This is a genomic window from Streptomyces sp. JH14 (assembly GCF_029428675.1).
Lineage (GTDB): Bacteria > Actinomycetota > Actinomycetes > Streptomycetales > Streptomycetaceae > Streptomyces.
In genome coordinates, this window is the sequence record NZ_JAJNEL010000001.1 from 4,900,874 (window position 1) to 4,916,651 (window position 15,778).

At 70.7% G+C, this 15,778-nt stretch carries 19 protein-coding genes and 1 pseudogene; 14 read left to right on the top strand and 6 right to left on the bottom strand.

Going from position 1 to position 15,778, the window contains the following annotated elements:
* The first annotated feature begins 91 nt into the window (after positions 1–91).
* Entirely contained in the window at positions 92–688 is a 597-nt protein-coding gene (locus LRD69_RS22285; protein ID WP_277328309.1) for a GNAT family N-acetyltransferase, read from the top strand.
* Between the two features lie 74 nt (positions 689–762).
* A complete protein-coding gene (locus LRD69_RS22290; protein ID WP_277328310.1) occupies positions 763–1,434 on the top strand; it encodes a DUF6304 family protein in 672 nt (223 codons plus the stop codon).
* Positions 1,435–1,693: 259 nt separating this feature from the next.
* On the opposite strand, the gene LRD69_RS22295 is transcribed toward LRD69_RS22290, so the two are convergent.
* Positions 1,694–2,149 (bottom strand): group II truncated hemoglobin, encoded by a 456-nt coding sequence (locus tag LRD69_RS22295; RefSeq protein WP_277328311.1) that lies wholly within the window; start codon positions 2,147–2,149, stop codon positions 1,694–1,696.
* Positions 2,150–2,452: 303 nt separating this feature from the next.
* Here LRD69_RS22295 and LRD69_RS22300 point away from each other — a divergent pair, with 303 nt between their 5' ends.
* The 4 genes and pseudogenes from LRD69_RS22300 (at position 2,453) to LRD69_RS22315 (ending at position 4,840) form a co-directional block, all read left to right on the top strand.
* Complete coding sequence (locus tag LRD69_RS22300) at positions 2,453–2,845, top strand: hypothetical protein (protein WP_277328312.1); 393 nt, start codon at positions 2,453–2,455, stop codon at positions 2,843–2,845.
* A gap of 10 nt (positions 2,846–2,855) precedes the next feature.
* Positions 2,856–3,221, top strand: a complete 366-nt coding sequence (locus LRD69_RS22305) for a DUF952 domain-containing protein (protein ID WP_277328313.1) — start codon at positions 2,856–2,858, stop codon at positions 3,219–3,221.
* Positions 3,218–4,149: pseudogene (locus LRD69_RS22310) on the top strand (NAD(P)H-binding protein). Before LRD69_RS22305 ends, LRD69_RS22310 begins: the two are co-directional and overlap by 4 nt.
* A 73-nt stretch (positions 4,150–4,222) precedes the next feature.
* Positions 4,223–4,840, top strand: a complete 618-nt coding sequence (locus LRD69_RS22315) for an amino acid transporter (RefSeq protein WP_277328314.1) — start codon at positions 4,223–4,225, stop codon at positions 4,838–4,840.
* 366 nt (positions 4,841–5,206) lie between these two features.
* Here the strand turns inward: LRD69_RS22315 and sodN are convergent, their stop codons facing one another.
* Positions 5,207–5,602 carry a superoxide dismutase, Ni gene (sodN, locus tag LRD69_RS22320; protein WP_277328315.1) on the bottom strand — a complete coding sequence of 132 codons (396 nt, stop codon included), beginning with the start codon at positions 5,600–5,602 and terminating at the stop codon, positions 5,207–5,209.
* 177 nt (positions 5,603–5,779) lie between these two features.
* On the opposite strand from sodN, the gene sodX reads away from it, so the two are divergent.
* Positions 5,780–6,226 (top strand): nickel-type superoxide dismutase maturation protease, encoded by a 447-nt coding sequence (gene sodX, locus LRD69_RS22325; RefSeq protein WP_277328316.1) that lies wholly within the window; start codon positions 5,780–5,782, stop codon positions 6,224–6,226.
* Here the strand turns inward: sodX and LRD69_RS22330 are convergent.
* Entirely contained in the window at positions 6,130–6,759 is a 630-nt protein-coding gene (locus tag LRD69_RS22330) for a CGNR zinc finger domain-containing protein (protein ID WP_277328317.1), read from the bottom strand. The two genes, sodX and LRD69_RS22330, sit on opposite strands and share 97 nt — an antisense overlap.
* Positions 6,760–6,852: 93 nt before the next feature.
* Between LRD69_RS22330 and LRD69_RS22335 the strand changes: the two genes are divergently transcribed.
* The 3 genes from LRD69_RS22335 to LRD69_RS22345 all read left to right on the top strand — a co-directional run bounded on the left by LRD69_RS22335 (position 6,853) and on the right by LRD69_RS22345 (position 9,021).
* Positions 6,853–7,614, top strand: a complete 762-nt coding sequence (locus LRD69_RS22335; RefSeq protein ID WP_277328318.1) for a class I SAM-dependent methyltransferase — start codon at positions 6,853–6,855, stop codon at positions 7,612–7,614.
* A 145-nt stretch (positions 7,615–7,759) separates the two neighbouring features.
* The gene (locus LRD69_RS22340; protein WP_277329843.1) at positions 7,760–8,248 is read left to right on the top strand and encodes a SigE family RNA polymerase sigma factor; all 489 of its coding nucleotides are present in this window, start codon (positions 7,760–7,762) and stop codon (positions 8,246–8,248) included.
* Positions 8,245–9,021, top strand: coding sequence for a hypothetical protein (locus LRD69_RS22345; RefSeq protein WP_277328319.1), 777 nt, complete (start codon positions 8,245–8,247; stop codon positions 9,019–9,021). The genes LRD69_RS22340 and LRD69_RS22345 overlap by 4 nt, the downstream gene beginning before the upstream one ends.
* 69 nt (positions 9,022–9,090) lie before the next feature.
* Here LRD69_RS22345 and LRD69_RS22350 read toward each other — a convergent pair whose 3' ends face one another.
* The 3 genes from LRD69_RS22350 to LRD69_RS22360 are packed head-to-tail and all read right to left on the bottom strand — an operon-like array spanning position 9,091 to position 11,816.
* The gene (locus LRD69_RS22350) at positions 9,091–9,858 is read right to left on the bottom strand and encodes an amino acid ABC transporter ATP-binding protein (RefSeq protein ID WP_277328320.1); all 768 of its coding nucleotides are present in this window, start codon (positions 9,856–9,858) and stop codon (positions 9,091–9,093) included.
* Positions 9,855–10,802 (bottom strand): amino acid ABC transporter permease, encoded by a 948-nt coding sequence (locus tag LRD69_RS22355; RefSeq protein ID WP_277328321.1) that lies wholly within the window; start codon positions 10,800–10,802, stop codon positions 9,855–9,857. Before LRD69_RS22355 ends, LRD69_RS22350 begins: the two co-directional genes overlap by 4 nt.
* Before the next feature lie 48 nt (positions 10,803–10,850).
* On the bottom strand, positions 10,851–11,816 hold the full coding sequence (locus LRD69_RS22360) for an ABC transporter substrate-binding protein (protein WP_277328322.1): 966 nt from the start codon (positions 11,814–11,816) through the stop codon (positions 10,851–10,853).
* 523 nt (positions 11,817–12,339) lie between these two features.
* Between LRD69_RS22360 and LRD69_RS22365 the strand changes: the two genes are divergently transcribed.
* The 4 genes from LRD69_RS22365 (at position 12,340) to LRD69_RS22380 (ending at position 15,746) form a co-directional block, all read left to right on the top strand.
* Positions 12,340–13,563, top strand: a complete 1,224-nt coding sequence (locus LRD69_RS22365) for an NADP-dependent malic enzyme (RefSeq protein WP_277328323.1) — start codon at positions 12,340–12,342, stop codon at positions 13,561–13,563.
* A 238-nt stretch (positions 13,564–13,801) separates the two neighbouring features.
* On the top strand, positions 13,802–14,767 hold the full coding sequence (locus LRD69_RS22370; RefSeq protein ID WP_277328324.1) for a zinc-binding dehydrogenase: 966 nt from the start codon (positions 13,802–13,804) through the stop codon (positions 14,765–14,767).
* 191 nt (positions 14,768–14,958) lie between these two features.
* Positions 14,959–15,168 carry a sigma factor-like helix-turn-helix DNA-binding protein gene (locus LRD69_RS22375; protein ID WP_030915748.1) on the top strand — a complete coding sequence of 70 codons (210 nt, stop codon included), beginning with the start codon at positions 14,959–14,961 and terminating at the stop codon, positions 15,166–15,168.
* Complete coding sequence (locus LRD69_RS22380) at positions 15,168–15,746, top strand: Clp protease N-terminal domain-containing protein (RefSeq protein ID WP_277328325.1); 579 nt, start codon at positions 15,168–15,170, stop codon at positions 15,744–15,746. The genes LRD69_RS22375 and LRD69_RS22380 overlap by 1 nt, the downstream gene beginning before the upstream one ends.
* Positions 15,747–15,778: the final 32 nt, after the last annotated feature.

Consider the following 15,778-nt stretch of genomic DNA (forward strand, 5'->3'; position numbering starts at 1 on the left):
GAAGTGACCGGCTCCCGCGCAGCCTGTACGCCGTCAACTCTAGGATCCTGTACGTCGGTTGAGGCGGTACGAGCGAGAGCGGGAGCCGGGCATGGGCGTACGGATACGGCAGGCGGATGCGGCAGACCGGGAACAGGTCGTGCGGCTGCTGGACGAGGCGTTCCACGACGACCCGGTCAGCAGCTGGGTCTTTCCGGACTCGACGCACCGCCGGGCCGTGCACGGAAGGTTCCTCGGCGTCTTCGTCGACGTCACGCTCGCCGAAGGCCGTATCGATCTGCTGGAGGACGGCACGGCCGTGGCCCTGTGGCTGCCCGTGCCCTCCGGCGCACCCGTCGAGGAGGACACCACCCCCGCGCTGATGCGGGCGACGGCGGACCCCGACAACGAGCGGGCCGAGCTGGTCGGAAGGCTCACGGGCGCGATCCACCCGCACGACCGGGCGCATGAGTACCTGCTCATGATCGGGGTCTCCCCGGAGCGCCAGGGGGAGGGGATCGGAGCGGCCCTGATCGGCGATGTGCTGGAGCGCTGCGACCGCGACGGCGTGCCTGCCTACCTGGAAGCGAGCAGCGCCCGCAGCCGGCGGCTCTACGAACGGCTCGGCTTCGCCTTCATGGGCACCACCGTCGAGCTCCCCGACGGCCCGCCGATGTGGCCCATGTGGCGAGAGCCGCAGGCAGCCTGAGCCCACCGCGTCCGCGGCAGCGAAGTGGAGGGCGGCAGGGCGACGGCTGCGGGCAGGGGCTACAGTCCGTGCCCATGACAGACGAGTCATGGGCAGGGTGGTACCGGGACCGGCAGGGTTCCGAGTCCGTCATCCTCACCACCGACGGACAACAGCTCCGCATCCGGATCAGGGGCATCGACTTCGAGGGCGAAAGCTTCGACGATCTCGCTCCGGTGGCAGGCATGCCGCCGGAAAGCGGAATGGTCGCCCTGGCGGACGGTGCGCTCACCGACTGCGTACTGGAGTGGGACCTGCCGCTCCCGGTCCTTGTGGACGGCGCGGTCCACCAGGCCACGCTCGGCTGCCTGTTGTCGCTGCGCCGTCCCGAGGCCGATCTCCACCTGGAGCTGCATTTCGGCGGCGCGGTCTACGGCTCGCGCCGGGCCGAGACCGAATTCGCCACCGCGCTCGCCACGATCCAGCGCACCCTCCCGCCCGGAGTCCGCTTGCAGACCTGCATCGCGTGCGCGTTCTCGGACTACTTCCCGGCGACGCCCGGCCGCGGACTGTCCGGCGGCCTCGCGTGCTTCCGGGGTGCGAAGGATGCCTACCGCGGGGCGTCGGGCGAGGACGACGTGCTGGATCTGTGGGACCGGCGGACCGGGTTCGTCCAGGAGATCTGGAGTTGCCGCGAGTTCGAGGCCCGCCCTGCGGAGGGTGCGGGCACCGGACACCGTGGCGCCTTCCCGCTCGAACTGGCCTGAACGCACAGGCGGTCCTGAGGGCGCGACGCTCCTGAGGGCCACGACGCAGGGTGCGTGGCCCGTCCGGCGGTGTCCGTGCCCCGCGCCGTCGCCTACGGAGGCGACGGCGCGGGGCGAGCGGCCGCCCACCACCCGGGTCCTCGCCAACTTTCGTGCGTCCAGGCGCGCGCCGTGCGCCGCCGCTGCCGACGGCTCCGTGACGCGGGGCCGATCGAACCGCGTCGGCCCCTCGCCCCCTACGGCCGGTGGCCGTCCGCCCTCAGCGCAGACCGTCCCACCCCCAGCGCGGTGTCGGACCGGGATCGCCGAGGTCCGTGCCGGCCGGGGTCGCCGAGACATCGCGCGCGATCCTGGTGCCCCAGTCGAAGTACTCCATGACACGAAGGCGCAGCAGCTCGTCGTCCGGCAGCTCCTTGTCGACCGCGGTCCCCATCAGCTCCATCCAGCGCAGCCGCTGCGGCTCGGTGATCGACAGGCCGAGGTGGGAGCGCAACAGGGCCTGATGGCCGCCGAGTCTCCCGCTGTACTCGGCGGGCCCGTCGAAGATCTCGGCCAGCCAGACGGCGACATGTTCGATGTGGGTCGGCGTGAAGTCCGCGAAGACGGGGGCGAGCAGCGGATCCGCCAGCGCCTCGTCGTAGAAGGTGTTGCTCAGCCGGCGGAGCACGTCGACACCGCCGATGGCCTGGTACAGCGTTTCCGGACGCTTGCTCATGGTGCGCGCACCTCCATGGGAGGACCCGGTTCACCCCGGGCCGCTGGACCCAGCTTCCGCCGAACGAGCGGCCGCGCCGGGGCCGTTCGCTGCCGGCGCATCAAGCGGGGGCAGGGGTTCACCCGTGACGCGTCGTCCTTCGTGTCCCCCACCCGGCGCCCAGCTTCCGCCCGAGCGAGGAGTCGTTCCCCGTGCGGTCCCGGCCGGGTTGTCGGGCGGTCGGGGACATGTCTCCGACCCCGTCCGGCCCCATTCGGCGTGGCGTACCCAAGAGATCGTACGTAAAGCTACATATTGCGCGCTATGAGAACTTACATGCACCGGCATGGCACAGGAATCAGGGTGGCGGTGACGCTGACGGCCGCGGCGGCCATCGTGGGCGGCTTCGCGCCCCGCGCAGTGGCGCTGCCCGACGGTCTCGGCGCCGACATCATCGCCCGTGGCGACTCCCTGGCCAGGGAGGCCGTCACGGAGGCCGAGGGGGCGATCGCCGCCCTCGGCCGGCTCGACGTGAACCAGCACGAGGGCGTCTCGCAGATCCACCACGACGGCGTCACCGGCGGCGGACCGCGCATCCCGCCGCAGTCCGGCACCGCCCACCCGACGGCGGGTGGCGACCGGACCGTCGCCTCCGGCCGGCGACTGCCGTACCCCCGGGGCCTTTCGTTCGGACCGAGCAGGGCCCGCGGGGTCTAGTTTGGGCCCCATGGCCGAAGCACTGCTGCTGCACCTCACCGAAGGCCCTCTGTGGGAGGCGGCCCGCGGGACGGGGACGTACGAGATGTCCACCCGCGGCCGCACCCTGCAGGAAGAGGGCTTCATCCACTGCTCGCTGCCCCACCAGCTCCCGGGCGTGGCCGAGATGCTGTACGGCTCCGGGACCGCGGCCGCTGCCGAGGGCCCGGCGGATCTGGTGGTCCTCGTCATCGACCCGGCACGGCTCTCCGTACCCGTGCGGTACGAGGCCCTCGCACCCGGGGGCGAGGAATTCCCGCACATCTACGGCCCCGTCCCGGTGGACGCGGTCGTGGAGGTGCGTCCCTGGCTGCGCAAGGAAGGCAACCCCGCATGAACGCCACACCCCCCACCGGCACCGGCACCCCCGCGGCCACGGACGTCCCGATCATCGCGGTCACCGGCGCGACCGGCGCGGTCGGCGGCCGTGTCGCCCAGCGGCTCGCGCGCGCCGGTGTCCCCGTACGGCTCCTCGCCCGCGACCCGTCCCGGCTGCCGGACCTGCCGGGTACGGTCGCCGCGCCGCCCGCCGCGTACGGCGACGGGGAGGCCATGCGCCTGGCCCTGGCCGGGGCGCACACGCTGCTCCTCGTCTCGGCGCACGAGGGCCCCGACCGGGTGCGCGAGCACACCACAGCCGTGGACGCGGCGGTCGCCGCCCATGTCGAGCGCATCGTGTACGTGTCGTTCCTCGGCGCCGCGCCGGACGCCACGTTCACGTACGCCCGCGACCACTGGCACACCGAGGCGCACATCCGTGTCTCCGGTGTGCGCCACACCTTCCTGCGCGACAGCCTGTACCTCGCCGGTATCCCCGCGATGGCCGGGGCCGACGGTGTGCTGCGCGGCCCGGCCGGCGACGGCCGCGTGGCGGCGGTGGCGCACGAGGACATCGCGGACGCGGCGACGACCGTCCTGCTGGCGGACACCGAGGGCGACACCCGCCACGACGGCGTGACGTACGACCTCACCGGACCCGAGGCGTTCACCCTCGCCGAGGCGGCCGAGGAGCTGAGCCGGGCCACCGGACGCACTGTCACCTACCATCCGGAGACCCGGGAGGAGGCATACGCCTCACGGGCGCAGTACGGCGCCGAGGGGTGGGAGGTCGCCGGCTGGGTCACGTCCTACGAGGCCATCGCCGCCGGTGAGATGGCCCTGGTCTCGGACGCGGTGACGGTCCTTACCGCCATCCGGGGAAGAGCCTCGCCACGTACCTGAGCGAGAATCCGGACAGCTACCGGCACCTGCTGAAGGCCGACTGACCTTCGGGCGGCGCGGCCGGCGGACGATCCGGCCGGCCGCCCGTCCCCGAACCGAAGGAATGCGGCGACGGCCATGCGCACCGAAACACCCTGGGGTCCCTGGGACCCGGCCCCGCTGGCCGAGGTCGCCGACCGCTTCGCCCCGCTGCGCACCCCCTGGTGGATCGCGGGCGGCTACGCGGTCGAACTGGCCGTCGGCCACGCCTTCCGGAACCACTCCGACATCGACGTCACACTGCTCCGTCGCGACCAGCTCACCACCCAGCAGGTGCTCGCCGGCTGGGAGTGGTGGGCCGCCGACCCGCCCGGAACCCTGCGCCCGTGGCTCCCCGGCGAGATCCTGCCGCCCACGGTCCACGACATCTGGTGCCGGCCGGGCCGCGACGAGCCCTGGCGCATCCAGATCATGCTCGACGAGGCGGACGGCACGGACTGGGCCTTCCGCCGCGACACCCGCATCCGCCTCCCGCTCGACCGGCTGGGCCGGGTCTCGGGGGACGGCATTCCGTATCTGGCCCTGCAGGTGCAGCTGTTGTACAAGGCGAAGTCCCGTCGCCCCAAGGACGAGGAGGACTTCACGACGGCGCTGCCGGTCATGACCGCCGACCAGCGCGCCTGGCTGACCGAGACCATCACCCTGGCGTACGGCGCCGGCCACCCCTGGGCGGCGCGGCTGCGCCGGCACCGGTGACGGCGTTCCACGCCTCAGCCGCCACGCGATATGCGGCGGCTCGCCTCACCGGCGGGCGCGTATGCCCGGACCGGTCACGACCTCCGCCGACGCTCGTTCCCGCAGGACTTCCGGCTGGACCACGGCGTATCAGGCAGGTGAGGGCCTGCCCGTCGTCCTGCCCTCCGCTGCGGCCGGAACGAACCGATGTCTCCGGTCCCGCTGTCCGCCCCGCCCGCCGACGTCCCGATCAAGTCCGCTGCGGACGGCCGCACTTGGGTCTCCCCCGACGTCCATGCATGGAAGGGCCCGACCGGCGAGACCGGTCGGGCCCTTCCTTGCGCCGCTCCGGCCCGCCGTGCAGGCCGGGCCGCTCGCGAGCGGTGATCAAGCCTTCTTGGTCTCCCAGAAGATCTTGTCGATCTCGGCGATGTAGTCCAGTGCCTTCTGGCCCGTCGCCGGGTCCGTGGAGGCCTTCGCGGCCGACAGCGCCTTCAGGGCGTCGTTGACCAGCTGGTGCAGCTCCGGGTACTTCTCGAAGTGCGGGGGCTTGAAGTAGTCGCTCCACAGCACCGAGACGTGGTGCTTCGCCAGCTCGGCGCGCTGCTCCTTGATGACCACCGCGCGGGCCCGGAAGTGCGGGTCCTCGTTGGCCTGGAACTTCTCCTGGACGGCCTTGACGGACTCCGCCTCGATGCGGGCCTGGGCCGGGTCGTACACGCCGCAGGGCAGGTCGCAGTGGGCGCTGACCTTCACCTTGGGGGCAAACAGGCGGGAAAGCATTGAGCTGTCCTTCCTCGTGATCGTCTTCTCAGGTGGGACATTACTCCGTGGGGGACGTGTTTTTGTGGGGGCCCCAGGGGCTTAGGCCAAAAGTCCGGGGCGAGGATGGGACCAGTGGCCGAATGTACGGAACGGTATGCGGGACGGTGTACTGAACGGACCGGGGAGGTGCCGGAGATGCCGGAGGGGCCGGAGCTGACGCACGAGCCCGCGCGCGGGCTGGTGGCGCGAGTGCCTTTTCAGGTGGTGGAGGTGACGGGGCCTTCGATGGTGCCCACGCTCTACCACGGGGACTGGCTGCTCGTGCAGTACGGGGCGCGCGTGCGTCCCGGCGACGTGGTGATTCTGCGTCATCCTTTCCAGCAGGACCTGCTGGTCGTCAAGCGCGCTGCCGAGCGCCGTGCGGGCGGCTGGTGGGTGCTGGGCGACAACGCGTTCGCGGGCGGGGACAGTACGGACTACGGGACGGTGCCCGAGGAACTGGTGCTGGCCAGAGTCCGGGCCCGCTACCGGCCGCTGAGGAAGGATCAGCGATCGGTGCTCGGTGTGGCGGTCTGGGCGGCGACCGCGCTGCGGCCCGTGTCGGCCGTGCGCTCCGCCTCCAGACGTTTGCGGGCCCGGTAGGCGGCCACGTTGGCGCGGGTCGCGCAGCGGTCGGAGCAGTAGCGGCGGGACCGGTTGGTCGAGGTGTCGAGATAGGCGTTGCGGCACGGCGGTGCCTCGCACAGGCCGAGCCGGTCCACGCCGTAGGACGTGAGGTGGAAGGCGAGGCCCATCGCCGCGATGGCGGCGTATCCGGCCGTCACGTTCGACGGGTGGTCCGCCAGGTGCATGTGCCAGTCCGGCTTGCCGTCCTCGTCGCGGGTGTCGTGGCCGGAGATCTGCGGGCTGACCGGGAATTCCAGCAGCAGCGAGTTCAGCAGGTCGACGGCGAGCGTCTCGTCGCCGCCGTCGGCCGCTTCGAAGACGGCGCGCAGCCGCGCCCGTACGGACCGGAAACGGGTCACGTCCGCGTCGGTGGCGCGCCTGGCGGCCTGCGCATTGGTGCCGAACAGCTCGCGGACCGTCTCGACGGAGGTGAGGACGTCCTTGTTGCGGGCCGGCTCCTCGGTGTTGATCAGGCGCACCGCATAGTCCGAGTAATAGGCCAGTTCCACTTGTAGTCCTTACCGTGTCGGTCTAGGGTCGTCGTGCGGCGATCGGAGTAATAGGCGGTTGCGGTACCAGGGTATTACATTGGAGGGATTCTTGTGACGGATACAGCATCGGGCACCGACTGGCAGGCCTGGCAGCAGAGCTGGGACCGGCAGCAGGAGTGGTACCTGCCCGACCGCGAGGAGCGGTTCCGGGTGATGATCGACATGGTGGAGGCCGTGGTGGGGCCCGAACCACGGGTGCTCGACCTCGCGTGCGGTACGGGAAGTATTACGGACCGGCTCCTGAAGCGGTTCCCGAAGGCCACCAGCACCGGTGTCGACCTCGACCCGGCGCTGCTCACCATCGCCCGCGGCTCCTTCGCCGGCGACGAGCGCGTCACCTTCGTCGCGGCCGACCTCAAGGACCCGCACTGGGTGGAGCGGCTGCCGTACGACACGTACGACGCCGTCCTCACCGCCACCGCCCTGCACTGGCTGCACACGGAGCCGCTCGCCACGCTCTACGGGCAGCTCGGTGGTCTCGTCAGGGACGGCGGGGTGTTCATGAACGCCGACCGCATGATCGACACCACCACCCCCCGCATCAACGCGGCCGAACGCGCTCACCGGCATGCCGCCATGGACCGCGCCAAGGAGGCGGGGGTCCTCGACTGGGCGGACTGGTGGGCCCTCGCCGCGCAGGACCCGGTCCTCGCCGGACCGACCGCCGAGCGGTACGAGATCTACGGCGAGCACGCGGACGGCGACATGCCCTCCGCCCAGTGGCACGCGGACACCCTGCGCGCCGCCGGCTTCGGCGAGGCCCGGGCCGTCTGGGCCTCGCCCTCGGACGCCCTGGTGCTCGCCGTCAAATAGCGGCAGCATGCGCTCGACGGGCGGTACGGACTCGGGTCCGTACCGCCCCGCTTTTTTTCGCAACCGCTGCAACCCGCCGCGCATCCCGGCGCACTGGAAGGGTGAGACGGTCCGCACCCGCGGACCCGGGAAGGGGGCGCCCACGATGCGGATCGAGGACGATGCGGTGCTGCACGCCTTTGTCGAGGGCAGACGTACGGCACTGTTCCGCAGCGCCTATCTGCTCTGCGGCGACCGCCACGAGGCCGAGGACCTGGTCCAGTCGACCCTCGTCAAGGTCGTCCTCGGCGGACGGCGTCACGGGCGGCTCGACAACATCGAGGCCTATGCGCGCAAGACCCTGGTCAACACCTTCATCGCCGCCCGCCGCCGGTTCTGGCGGCGCGAGCAGGCGTATGGCGAACTGCCCGACCGCGTGGGCCATGAGCCCGACACGGACACCGGCCTTGCGGTGCGGGCGGCCCTCGCCCGGCTCACGGCCAGGCAGCGGGCCGTTCTGGTGCTGCGCTACTGGGAGGACCTGAGCGTCGAGGCCACGGCCGCACTGCTCGGGATGCGGGAGAACACGGTCAAGAGCCACACGGCTCGGGGGTTGGCGGCGCTGCGCGCCGAGATGGCGGAGGAATTGGTATGAACGACGTCAGGGAGCTGCTGGGGCGGGCCGCCGAGCACGCGGGGCAGCCGGTCATCAGCACCGAGGTGGTGTACGCCAGAGCCGCCAGGGTGCGCCGGCGGCGCCGGGCCACGGTCGCCGCGGCCGCGTTCGCCGTGGTCACGGCCGGCGCGGTCGCGGTCCCGGGCCTGGCCTCGCAGGAGAAGCCGGAACAGACCTCGGTCGCCGCCCCCGCCGAGCCGGCCGGCGACAGCGGTCAGGTCAAGAAGCTCGTCAAGCTGCTGCCCCAGGGCGTGGGCACGGTCGAGCAGGTCTCGTTGGCCGTCGTCATCAAGCACGCGACCCCGCAGCAGGCCAAGGGGGAGAAGCCCATCGGGCCGCTGGACGGGGAGTACTCCGTCCGCAGGGACGGGGGAGTCGGCTATCTGACCCTCAACACCATGGACCGCAAGTACATCGCCGCGAAGATGGACGGCACGGACCTCAAGGCCGACCTCTGCCACCCGACCAACGGGGAGAAGGCGCCGACCGACTGTGTGCGCGAGGTGCTGCCGGACGGCCGGATCCTGACCATCTGGAGCGACTCGAACACCGACCCCGACGGCGGCACGCCCATGTGGGCACCCGAGCTCACGGCCCGGCTCACCCTGGGCGACGGCGCAATGATGGCCGTCCGGGACAGCGCCGGTCTGGTCAGCGGCCGGCGGCAGGGCCCGCCGCTGACGACCACACCGCTCACCCGTGCGCAGCTGCGCACCCTGATGCTGAGCCCGGAGCTGCAGCTGCACAAGTAGCCGGCGCCGGACACGGGCGAGGGCGGTACGGACCGGAGTCCGTACCGCCCTCGTGTCATGCCCGTGGCGCTACAGCACCTTCGACAGGAACGACTTCGTCCGGTCGTGCTGCGGGTTGGTCAGTACGTCGCGCGGGTGGCCCGACTCGACCACCACACCGCCGTCCATGAAGACCAGCGCGTCGCCGACCTCACGGGCGAAGCCCATCTCGTGGGTCACGACGATCATCGTCATACCGTCCTCCGCGAGACCGCGCATGACGTCCAGGACGTCGCCGACCAGCTCCGGGTCGAGCGCCGACGTCGGCTCGTCGAAGAGCATCAGCTTCGGCTCCATGGCCAGGGCGCGGGCGATGGCCACCCGCTGCTGCTGGCCGCCGGAGAGCTGCGACGGATAGTTCTTCGCCTTGTCGCCCAGGCCGACCCGGTCCAGGAGCCGCTCCGCACGGGCCCGGGCGACGGCCTTCGCCTCGCCCTTGACCTGGACGGGTGCCTCCATGACGTTCTCGATGGCCGTCATGTGCGGGAAGAGGTTGAAGCGCTGGAAGACCATGCCGATGTCCCGGCGCTTCAGAGCGACCTCGCTGTCCTTGAGCTCGTAGAGCTTGTCGCCCTTCTGGCGGTAGCCCACCAGCTGCCCGTCGACGTAGAGCCGCCCGGCGTTGACCTGCTCCAGGTGGTTGATGCACCGCAGGAACGTCGACTTGCCGGAGCCGGACGGGCCGACCAGGCAGAAGACCTCCTGGGGGGCGACCTCCAGGTCGATGCCCTTGAGGACCTCGACGCTGCCGTAGGACTTGTGGACGCCCTCGGCCTTCACCATCGCGTGGGTGCTCATGCGATGCCTCCCTCGGAGCGGGCGGAGCGGCGGCCGAGCGTGGCGCGCAGTCGCTGGAGCGGGGTGGGCGGCAGGGCGCGGGTCGAGCCGCGTGCGTAATACCGCTCGAGGTAGTACTGGCCGATGCTGAAGATCGAGGTCAGCACCAAGTACCAGGCGGCGGCGAGGAAGTACATCTCCACCGGGGACCCCGATGTCTGCCCGATGTCCTGCGCCACCTTGAACAGATCGAGGAATTGCACCGCCGAGACGAGCGAGGTCGTCTTCAGCATGTTGATGACCTCGTTGCCCGTGGGCGGCACGATCACCCGCATCGCCTGCGGGACGACAATCCGGCGCAGGGTCTTGGAGTGGCTCATGCCGAGCGCGTGGGCGGCCTCGGTCTGGCCGTCGTCGACCGCGAGCAGACCGGCGCGGCAGATCTCGGCCATGTACGCGGCCTCGTTGAGCCCGAGCCCCAGCAGCGCCGTCAGCAGCGGCGTCATGAAGCTGGCCCAGTAGTCCTTGTAGAGCGGTCCGAGGTTGATGTACTCGAAGACCAGGCCCAGGTTGAACCAGACGAAGAGCTGGACCAGGACCGGCGTGCCGCGGAAGAACCAGATGTAGAACCAGGCGATGGAGCTGGTCACCGGGTTCTTGGACATCCGCATCACGGCGAGCAGCAGACCGCCCGCGATACCGATGGCCATGGAGAGCAGGGTCAGCTCGAGGGTCTTCCACACGCCGGTGACGATCCGGTCGTTGAAGAAGTAGTCGGGGATGGTGCCCCAGTTGATCTTGCCCTGCGAGAAGGCGTACACGATCCCCACGAGGAGGGCGATCGCGACGGCTGCGGACACATAGCGCCCCGGGTGCCGGACCGGGACGGCCTTGATGGCCTCCGGTCCGGCAGCGGGCGGCGGAGTGTCGGCGGGGCCGTCCGTCTTGCTGACGTCAACAGTCACCGATGGTGCCTTTCAGTTCCCCCGTTGAGGAGCGGTATCGAACCCGGGTCAGGAGCCACCGTTGATCTTCGCGTCGTGGTTGGCGCCGGCCTCGACGCCCCACTTGGCGATGATCTTGTCGTACTCACCGTTCTTGATGATCGCCTGCAGGGCGGCCTGGATGGCGTCCCGCAGCTTGTCGTTGCCCTTGGCGAGCGCGATCCCGTACGGGCCCGCCTCGACCTGGTCGCCCACGATCTCGAAGTACTTGCCGTCGCCGGAGTGCTTCACCGAGTACGCGGCGATCGGGAAGTCCGCGGACACCGCGTCGACGCCCTTGGAGCGCATCCGCGTCTCGGCCTCGGGGTTGGTCGGGAAGTCCTCGATCTTCACGGTCTTCTTGCCGGCCGCGGTGCACTTCTTGGCCTGGGCCTTGGCGAGGTCCTGCGAGAAGGTGGCGGTCTGCACGCCGATCGACTTGCCGCAGAGGTCGTCCCACGTCTTGATGCCGTTGTCGGCGCCCTTGTTGGTGTAGATCGAGACACCGGCGGTGAAGTAGTCGACGAAGTCGACGCCCGCGCCGACCTTCTTCTTGGTGTCGCCGTCGATGCCGTTCTGACGGTCCTTGGTGTCCGTCATGGCCGACATGGCGATGTCGTACCGCTTGGCCGCGAGACCGGCGATGAGGTCGGCGAACTTGCCGTTCTGGAACTCGAACGTCACCCCGAGCTGCTTGCCGAGGGCCTCGGCGATGTCCGGGTCGATGCCCACCGTCTTGCCCGAGGCGTCCGTGGACTCGACCGGCGCGTACGCGATGTCGGAGCCGACCATGATCTTGCCCTTGGCCTTGACGTCGGCCGGCAGCAGGTTGGCGAGCGGTGCGGCGGACTTGGAGGAGTCCGTGCTCTTCTTCGTGTCGTCGCTCTTCGTCTGGTCGCCACAGGCGGTCAGCAGCATGGTGCCGGCGACCGCGATGGCGCAGACCGCTGCAATCCTGGACGTTGCGGCCGTGCGACGGGTGGTGCGTGCGGTCATGATCGGGTTCCTCCGGCAGGTAAGGGTGGAGTTGCCAGGCGGTTGGCACACATCGTCGGATGTCGCCGCCTCGTGCGATTAGGGGCATCTTGCCATTCGGACTAGCCCATTCAGGGTGCCAGTCATGTCAAAATCGGGTAACGGGCGATCCCCGAACCCCAAGAGGCCGGTACATCAAGGCCGGACCTTCCAAGGGTTTTCCTTCTTTCAGCCGGAGAATCTACGGCGTGTCTCACATGCTGGCGCATATTTCGTGTGTTGGCGGACTTGTCCAGGTTTTCGACTATGAGGCACATCACCGCGCCGGTATGGACTCGTCCGTGAAGCGGTCCGTCCGGTAAGAAAGACGTTTACACCCCTCATCCGGGGCCCAGGGCGCGTGTGCGGCGCGCCCGCGCGTACGTACCTCCCCCTGCCGGGGCGGGCCAACCGCCCGGCGCAGGGCACGTACGTGGTGCCCGCCCACCCCTCCTCAATCAGGAGTGGCCACCCTCAAACGTTGAAGACTTAAGGGGTCAACACCATGGCAGCGGAGATCGTCAATCCTCGCAGCGACAGCAATACCGACAAGAGCGGCGAGGGCGCCGTCGAGGATCCGTTCGATCCGGCCTTCGCGCTCCACCGCGGCGGGAAGATGGCCGTGCAGTCCACCGTCCCGATCCGTGACAAGGACGACCTGTCCCTCGCGTACACGCCCGGCGTCGCCAAGGTGTGCAGCGCCATCGCCGAGAACCCCGAGCTGGTCCACGACTACACCTGGAAGTCGCAGGTCGTCGCCGTCGTGACGGACGGCACCGCGGTGCTCGGCCTGGGCGACATCGGCCCGGAGGCGTCCCTTCCGGTGATGGAGGGCAAGGCGATCCTGTTCAAGCAGTTCGGCGGCGTCGACGCCGTGCCGATCGCGCTTGCGACCACCGACGCGGACGAGATCGTCGAGACGGTCGTCCGTCTCGCGCCGTCCTTCGGGGGCGTCAACCTGGAGGACATCTCGGCCCCGCGCTGCTTCGAGATCGAGCGCAAGCTCAAGGAGCGGCTGGACATCCCGGTCTTCCACGACGACCAGCACGGCACCGCCGTCGTCACGCTGGCCGCCCTGCGGAACGCCGCGAAGCTGTCCGGGCGGACCCTCGGCGACCTGCGCGGCGTCATCTCCGGCGCAGGCGCGGCCGGGGTGGCGATCGCGAAGTTCCTGCTGGAGGCGGGACTCGGGGACGTCGCCGTCGCCGACCGCAGGGGCATCGTCAGCCGGGACCGCGAGGACCTGACGGACGTCAAGCGCGAGCTGGCGGAGCTCACCAACCGGGCCGGTATCTCCGGGTCCCTGGAGACCGCGCTGGTCGGCGCCGACGTCTTCATCGGCGTCTCCGGCGGCACGGTGCCGGAGGCGGCGGTCGCGTCGATGGCGCCCGGTGCGTTCGTCTTCGCCATGGCGAACCCGGACCCGGAGGTCCACCCCGACATCGCGCACAAGTACGCGGCGGTCGTGGCGACGGGGCGTTCCGACTACCCGAACCAGATCAACAACGTGCTCGCCTTCCCCGGGATCTTCGCGGGGGCGCTGCAGGTCCGTGCGTCGCGGATCACGGAGGGCATGAAGATCGCTGCGGCGAACGCGCTGGCGGATGTCGTGGGGGACGAGCTGGCTGCTGACTACGTGATCCCGTCGCCGTTCGACGAGCGGGTCGCTCCGGCAGTGACCGCCGCGGTGGCCGCGGCGGCCCGTGCGGAGGGTGTGGCGCGCCGCTGAGGCGGGCTGGGCGGGTGGGGTGCGGGGACTGTGACGGGCCCTCTCCCCGCCCCGCCCTCTCCCGGGACCCGGGCTGCGCCCCGGACCCCGAACGGCGCACTCCTCCATGGCCTCAAGAGCGTGGGGGACCCTCTCGGGGGCCGGAAGGCCGCCCCCGCCGGGGCCCGCTTGCGCACGCGGGCTACGTCACACGCCCGGCCGGTTCCGTCGCACCGGCGCCGCGCCTAGTGTCGGCGCCATGTTCGCCGCCTACGCATCCCGCATCGACCGCGACCACCCCCTCAACGGCCTTGAGCTGGGCGAACGCCCGGCACCCGAGGCGCGGCCCGGCTGGACCACGGTTCAGGTCCGGGCCGCTTCGCTCAACCACCACGACCTGTGGTCCCTCCGTGGCGTCGGCCTCGCCGAGGACAAGCTGCCGATGATCCTCGGCTGCGACGCCGCCGGCGTCGACGAGGACGGCAACGAGGTCGTCCTGCACTCCGTCATCGGCCAGACCGGACACGGCGTCGGCCCGAACGAGCCCCGCTCCATCCTCACCGAGCGCTACCAGGGCACCTTCGCCGAGCAGGTCACCGTCCCCAGCTGGAATGTGCTGCCCAAGCCGAAGGAGCTCACCTTCGAGCAGGCCGCCTGTCTGCCGACCGCCTGGCTCACCGCGTACCGGATGCTCTTCACCAACGCCGGGGTACGTCCCGGCGACTCGGTCCTCGTGCAGGGAGCGGGCGGCGGTGTCGCTACCGCCGCGATCGTCCTCGGCAGAGCGGCCGGGCTGCGGATCTACGCAACCAGCCGGGACGAGACCAAGCGCAAGCGGGCCGTCGAGCTCGGTGCGATCGAGGCGTACGAGCCGGGCGCGCGGCTGCCGCAGCGTGTCGACGCCGTCATCGAGACCGTCGGCGCCGCGACCTGGTCGCACTCGGTGAAGTCGCTGCGCCCCGGCGGCACCCTGGTCATCTCCGGCGCGACCAGCGGTGACCGCCCCTCGCACGCCGAGCTGACCCGGATCTTCTTCCTGGAGCTCAGGGTCGTCGGTTCGACGATGGGGTCCAAGGACGAGCTGGAGGACCTGCTGGCGTTCTGCGCGACGACCGGGGTGCGGCCCGTCATCGACGAGGTGCTGCCGCTGGACCGAGCCCGCGAAGGGTTCGAACGGCTTGCCTCGGGCGACCAGTTCGGAAAGATCGTACTTACGGCTTCCTGACGCACCGTGACGGTGCATCGGTTCGGTCCATGAGATCCGCGCATGTGCCGATGGGTGGATCTCATGGCAGTCGTCACTCCGTCCGTACCGGCGGCGGGGGCCTTCGCCCCCGCCGCCGTCGTGCGTCCGGCCGGGGATCCGCCGTGTCAACTGTGGTTGACATGGGCTCCATGTCAACGTAAGTTGACACCATGACGGAAGCAACGGATCTCGCCGCGCGCGCCGGCGACCGCGACCCGCGCGTCGGGCTGCGGGCCGTCGTCGCGCTGCGGCGGCTGCTGGAGCAGCTCGAAGCCGTACAGGTCAGAAGTGCCCGCGTCCAGGGCTGGTCCTGGCAGGAGATCGCCGCCGAACTGGGCGTCAGCCGGCAGGCCGTGCACAAGAAGTACGGGAGGAATTGATGTTCGAACGATTCAGTGCCGGTGCCCGTGCCGTGGTGGCCGGCGCCGTGGACCGCGCTCAAAAGGCGGGCTCCCGCGCCGTCACCGAGCAGCACATGCTGCTCACCCTGCTGGATCAGCGGGGCAGCGACGGGGCCTCCTTCGCCGTCACCGCGCTCGGCCTCACCGACCGCCGCGCCTCGGTGGAGGCGGCGCTCGCCGCCGCGGACCGCCGCGGCGGCCTGACCAAGGCCGATACGGACGCACTCGCCGGAATCGGCATCGACGTGACGGAGATCGTCGCGCGGATCGAGGATGCCCACGGCGAGGGCGCACTGGCGGAGGACCGGAAGGACCGCCGGGGCCGGTCCGGGCGGGTGCCCTTCAACCGCGGGGCGAAGACCGTCCTGGAGAGGTCCCTGCGGATCGCACTCGGGCGCGGCGACCGGTTCATCGGCGAGGAACACATCCTGCTGGCGCTCACCGTCATCCCCGGTGTGGTCGCCGACGTGCTGGCTGAGCACGGGGCTACGCACGAGACGGTGACCCGTGCGCTGTACGGGGACGGGGGTGCGCAGGGGCAGGCCAAGGCGGGCTGACGGGATCCCCCCGGGGCGGGTGGGGGAGCCCG